Source organism: Metabacillus flavus (genome assembly GCF_018283675.1).
Taxonomy (GTDB): domain Bacteria; phylum Bacillota; class Bacilli; order Bacillales; family Bacillaceae; genus Metabacillus_B; species Metabacillus_B flavus.
The window spans coordinates 1-5635 of record NZ_JAGVRK010000002.1 but is presented as its reverse complement, the minus strand read 5'-3'; the positions used below and the strand labels follow the sequence as shown (position 1 = coordinate 5635).

The 5635-nt window shown below is 52.2% G+C and carries 5 tRNA genes and 4 rRNA genes; all 9 read left to right on the top strand.

The annotated features are described in order from the left end of the window. A 23S ribosomal RNA gene (locus J9317_RS20460) occupies positions 1–2496 on the top strand; the annotation flags it as partial. A 130-nt stretch (positions 2497–2626) separates the two neighbouring features. Then, positions 2627–2741: ribosomal RNA gene (gene rrf, locus J9317_RS20455) — 5S ribosomal RNA — on the top strand. Between the two features lie 82 nt (positions 2742–2823). Then, positions 2824–2905: transfer RNA gene (locus J9317_RS20450), tRNA-Leu, on the top strand. An 18-nt stretch (positions 2906–2923) separates the two neighbouring features. Next, positions 2924–3009: transfer RNA gene (locus J9317_RS20445), tRNA-Leu, on the top strand. 66 nt (positions 3010–3075) lie between these two features. Further along, positions 3076–3152, top strand: a tRNA-Arg gene (locus J9317_RS20440). 16 nt (positions 3153–3168) lie between these two features. Continuing rightward, a tRNA-Pro gene (locus J9317_RS20435) sits at positions 3169–3245 on the top strand. 19 nt (positions 3246–3264) lie between these two features. After that, positions 3265–3337: transfer RNA gene (locus J9317_RS20430), tRNA-Gly, on the top strand. An 84-nt stretch (positions 3338–3421) separates the two neighbouring features. Beyond that, positions 3422–4960: ribosomal RNA gene (locus J9317_RS20425) — 16S ribosomal RNA — on the top strand. 244 nt (positions 4961–5204) lie between these two features. Then, a 23S ribosomal RNA gene (locus tag J9317_RS20420) occupies positions 5205–5635 on the top strand; the annotation flags it as partial.

The window sequence follows — 5635 nt, the reverse complement described above, 5'->3', positions numbered from 1 at the left end:
GAGAAATCCCGTCGGAAGCAGGGAGGACCATCTCCCAAGGCTAAATACTCCCTAGTGACCGATAGTGAACCAGTACCGTGAGGGAAAGGTGAAAAGCACCCCGGAAGGGGAGTGAAACAGATCCTGAAACCGTGTGCCTACAAGTAGTCAGAGCCCGTTAACGGGTGATGGCGTGCCTTTTGTAGAATGAACCGGCGAGTTACGATTACGTGCAAGGTTAAGTTGAAAAGACGGAGCCGCAGCGAAAGCGAGTCTGAATAGGGCGATTGAGTACGTGGTCGTAGACCCGAAACCAGGTGATCTACCCATGTCCAGGGTGAAGTTCAGGTAACACTGAATGGAGGCCCGAACCCACGCACGTTGAAAAGTGCGGGGATGAGGTGTGGGTAGCGGAGAAATTCCAATCGAACCTGGAGATAGCTGGTTCTCTCCGAAATAGCTTTAGGGCTAGCCTCATAGTAAGAGTCTTGGAGGTAGAGCACTGATTGGACTAGGGGCCCTCATCGGGTTACCGAATTCAGTCAAACTCCGAATGCCAAAGACTTATCCATGGGAGTCAGACTGCGAGTGATAAGATCCGTAGTCGAAAGGGAAACAGCCCAGACCACCAGCTAAGGTCCCCAAGTATCCGTTAAGTGGAAAAGGATGTGGGGTTGCTTAGACAACCAGGATGTTGGCTTAGAAGCAGCCACCATTTAAAGAGTGCGTAATAGCTCACTGGTCGAGTGACCCTGCGCCGAAAATGTACCGGGGCTAAACGGATCACCGAAGCTGTGGACTGTTCTTACGAACAGTGGTAGGAGAGCGTTCTAAGGGCTGAGAAGCCAGACCGGAAGGACTGGTGGAGCGCTTAGAAGTGAGAATGCCGGTATGAGTAGCGAAAGAGGGGTGAGAATCCCCTCCACCGAATGCCTAAGGTTTCCTGAGGAAGGCTCGTCCGCTCAGGGTTAGTCGGGACCTAAGCCGAGGCCGAAAGGCGTAGGCGATGGACAACAGGTTGAGATTCCTGTACCACCTCTTTTCCGTTTGAGCAATGGAGGGACGCAGGAGGATAGGGTAAGCGCGCTGTTGGATATGCGCGTCCAAGCAGGTAGGCTCAAGGGATAGGCAAATCCGTCCCTTGGTTAAGGCTGAGCTGTGATGGCGAGGGAAATTAAGTACCGAAGTTCCTGATTCCACACTGCCTAGAAAAGCTTCTAGCGAGGAAAATGGTGCCCGTACCGCAAACCGACACAGGTAGGCGAGGAGAGAATCCTAAGGTGATCGAGAGAACTCTCGTTAAGGAACTCGGCAAAATGACCCCGTAACTTCGGGAGAAGGGGTGCTCTTTAGGGTGAATAGCCTTGAAGAGCCGCAGTGAATAGGCCCAGGCGACTGTTTAGCAAAAACACAGGTCTCTGCGAAGCCGCAAGGCGAAGTATAGGGGCTGACGCCTGCCCGGTGCTGGAAGGTTAAGAGGAGAGGTTAGCGCAAGCGAAGCTTTGAATTGAAGCCCCAGTAAACGGCGGCCGTAACTATAACGGTCCTAAGGTAGCGAAATTCCTTGTCGGGTAAGTTCCGACCCGCACGAAAGGCGTAACGATCTGGGCACTGTCTCAACGAGAGACTCGGTGAAATTATAGTACCTGTGAAGATGCAGGTTACCCGCGACAGGACGGAAAGACCCCGTGGAGCTTTACTGCAGCCTGATATTGAATTTTGGCACAGCTTGTACAGGATAGGTAGGAGCCTTGGAAACCGGAGCGCCAGCTTCGGTGGAGGCATTGGTGGGATACTACCCTGGCTGTGTTGAACTTCTAACCCGCGGCCCTGATCGGGCCGGGAGACAGTGTCAGGCGGGCAGTTTGACTGGGGCGGTCGCCTCCTAAAATGTAACGGAGGCGCCCAAAGGTTCCCTCAGAATGGTTGGAAATCATTCGCAGAGTGTAAAGGCACAAGGGAGCTTGACTGCGAGACCTACAAGTCGAGCAGGGACGAAAGTCGGGCTTAGTGATCCGGTGGTTCCGCATGGAAGGGCCATCGCTCAACGGATAAAAGCTACCCCGGGGATAACAGGCTTATCTCCCCCAAGAGTCCACATCGACGGGGAGGTTTGGCACCTCGATGTCGGCTCATCGCATCCTGGGGCTGTAGTCGGTCCCAAGGGTTGGGCTGTTCGCCCATTAAAGCGGTACGCGAGCTGGGTTCAGAACGTCGTGAGACAGTTCGGTCCCTATCCGTCGCGGGCGCAGGAAATTTGAGAGGAGCTGTCCTTAGTACGAGAGGACCGGGATGGACGCACCGCTGGTGTACCAGTTGTCTTGCCAAAGGCATCGCTGGGTAGCTATGTGCGGACGGGATAAGTGCTGAAAGCATCTAAGCATGAAGCCCCCCTCAAGATGAGATTTCCCATCGCAAGAGTAAGACCCCTGAAAGATGATCAGGTTGATAGGTTCGAGGTGGAAGCGTGGTGACACGTGCAGCTGACGAATACTAATCGGTCGAGGACTTAACCTTTATTCAAGTAAGGCTGCTTTACTCGTGCAGCAATCGTTATCTAGTTTTGAGAGAGCAAAAAAGATTAAAAAAAGTCTTGATTTCTTCTCCTCAAACTATATAATTAATCTTGTCGCTTTTTAAGAATATGTCTGGTGACTATGGCAAAGAGGTCACACCCGTTCCCATACCGAACACGGAAGTTAAGCTCTTTAGCGCCGATGGTAGTTGGGGGTTTCCCCCTGTGAGAGTAGGACGAGCCATTAGCTCAGTCGGTAGAGCATCTGACTTTTAATCAGAGGGTCGAAGGTTCGAGTCCTTCATGGCTCACCATTTACATTTTAATATGCGGGTGTGGCGGAATTGGCAGACGCACTAGACTTAGGATCTAGCGCCTTACGGCGTGGGGGTTCGACTCCCTTCACCCGCACTTTATTTCACTTAACATGCGGTCGTGGCGGAATGGCAGACGCGCTAGGTTGAGGGCCTAGTGGGGGCAACCCCGTGGAAGTTCGACTCTTCTCGGCCGCACCAAAAAACATTTTTAAAAAAAGTGTTGACAAAAAAATAACGATTTGATATTATATATAAGTCGCCGATGCGCCCGTAGCTCAATTGGATAGAGCATTTGACTACGAATCAAAAGGTTAGAGGTTCGAGTCCTCTCGGGCGCGCCATATAAACTTGCGGTTGCGGGAAGTAGCTCAGCTTGGTAGAGCACTTGGTTTGGGACCAAGGGGTCGCAGGTTCGAATCCTGTCTTCCCGACCAGAAGTATACATATAATAATGCGGGTGTAGTTTAATGGTAAAACCTCAGCCTTCCAAGCTGATGTCGTGGGTTCGATTCCATCACCCGCTCCATTTTTGCAAATGATCTTTGAAAACTAAACAAATCGAAGTGCCAACGTTAATTCAAGAGCAACAAACAAGAGCTAGTCAAACTACTTTTTGGAGAGTTTGATCCTGGCTCAGGACGAACGCTGGCGGCGTGCCTAATACATGCAAGTCGAGCGGACCTCTTCGGAGGTCAGCGGCGGACGGGTGAGTAACACGTGGGCAACCTGCCTGTAAGACTGGGATAACTCCGGGAAACCGGAGCTAATACCGGATAACTTTTCGAACCGCATGGTTCGAAGATAAAAGACGGTTATGCTGTCACTTACAGATGGGCCCGCGGCGCATTAGCTAGTTGGTGAGGTAATGGCTCACCAAGGCGACGATGCGTAGCCGACCTGAGAGGGTGATCGGCCACACTGGGACTGAGACACGGCCCAGACTCCTACGGGAGGCAGCAGTAGGGAATCTTCCGCAATGGACGAAAGTCTGACGGAGCAACGCCGCGTGAGTGATGAAGGTTTTCGGATCGTAAAGCTCTGTTGTTAGGGAAGAACAAGTGCGGGAGTCACTGCCCGCGCCTTGACGGTACCTAACCAGAAAGCCACGGCTAACTACGTGCCAGCAGCCGCGGTAATACGTAGGTGGCAAGCGTTGTCCGGAATTATTGGGCGTAAAGCGCGCGCAGGCGGTCTTTTAAGTCTGATGTGAAAGCCCCCGGCTCAACCGGGGAGGGTCATTGGAAACTGGAGGACTTGAGTACAGAAGAGGAGAGTGGAATTCCACGTGTAGCGGTGAAATGCGTAGAGATGTGGAGGAACACCAGTGGCGAAGGCGACTCTCTGGTCTGTAACTGACGCTGAGGCGCGAAAGCGTGGGGAGCGAACAGGATTAGATACCCTGGTAGTCCACGCCGTAAACGATGAGTGCTAAGTGTTAGAGGGTTTCCGCCCTTTAGTGCTGCAGCTAACGCATTAAGCACTCCGCCTGGGGAGTACGGTCGCAAGACTGAAACTCAAAGGAATTGACGGGGGCCCGCACAAGCGGTGGAGCATGTGGTTTAATTCGAAGCAACGCGAAGAACCTTACCAGGTCTTGACATCCTCTGCCACTTCTAGAGATAGAAGGTTCCCCTTCGGGGGACAGAGTGACAGGTGGTGCATGGTTGTCGTCAGCTCGTGTCGTGAGATGTTGGGTTAAGTCCCGCAACGAGCGCAACCCTTGATCTTAGTTGCCAGCATTCAGTTGGGCACTCTAAGGTGACTGCCGGTGACAAACCGGAGGAAGGTGGGGATGACGTCAAATCATCATGCCCCTTATGACCTGGGCTACACACGTGCTACAATGGATGGTACAAAGGGCTGCAAAACCGCGAGGTTAAGCGAATCCCATAAAACCATTCTCAGTTCGGATTGCAGGCTGCAACTCGCCTGCATGAAGCCGGAATCGCTAGTAATCGCGGATCAGCATGCCGCGGTGAATACGTTCCCGGGCCTTGTACACACCGCCCGTCACACCACGAGAGTTTGCAACACCCGAAGTCGGTGGGGTAACCCGTAAGGGAGCCAGCCGCCTAAGGTGGGGCAGATGATTGGGGTGAAGTCGTAACAAGGTAGCCGTATCGGAAGGTGCGGCTGGATCACCTCCTTTCTAAGGAAGAATTATCAGCACCCATGCGGTGCACAATTAACGGACGCACTTCGATTTTGTTTAGTTTTGAGAGATCATTCTCTCTATAAACTTGTTCTTTGAAAACTAGATAACGATATGAATGTCAAACATTCACACGAGTAAGCAAGTAACCTTACGATTTTCTTCTGCGCTTGCGTATGAAGAGAACATCAAGTCTGAAAACATCTGTTTTCAGCTCTAACGAAGATAACTTCCGTTATCAGGTTAAGTTAGAAAGGGCGCACGGTGGATGCCTTGGCACTAGGAGCCGATGAAGGACGGTACGAACACCGATATGCTTCGGGGAGCTGTAAGTAAGCGTTGATCCGGAGATTTCCGAATGGGGAAACCCGCTGCTCGTAATGGAGCAGCATCCTGATCTGAATACATAGGATCTGGAAGGCAGACCCGGGGAACTGAAACATCTAAGTACCCGGAGGAAGAGAAAGCAATAGCGATTCCCTGAGTAGCGGCGAGCGAAACGGGATTAGCCCAAACCAGAAGGCTTGCCTTCTGGGGTTGTAGGACACTCAACACGGAGTTACAAAGGAACGGGGTAGAAGAAGCGGTCTGGAAAGGCCCGCCAAAGAAGGTAACAGCCCTGTAGTCGAAACTTCGTTCCCTCCTGAGTGGATCCTGAGTACGGCGGGACAC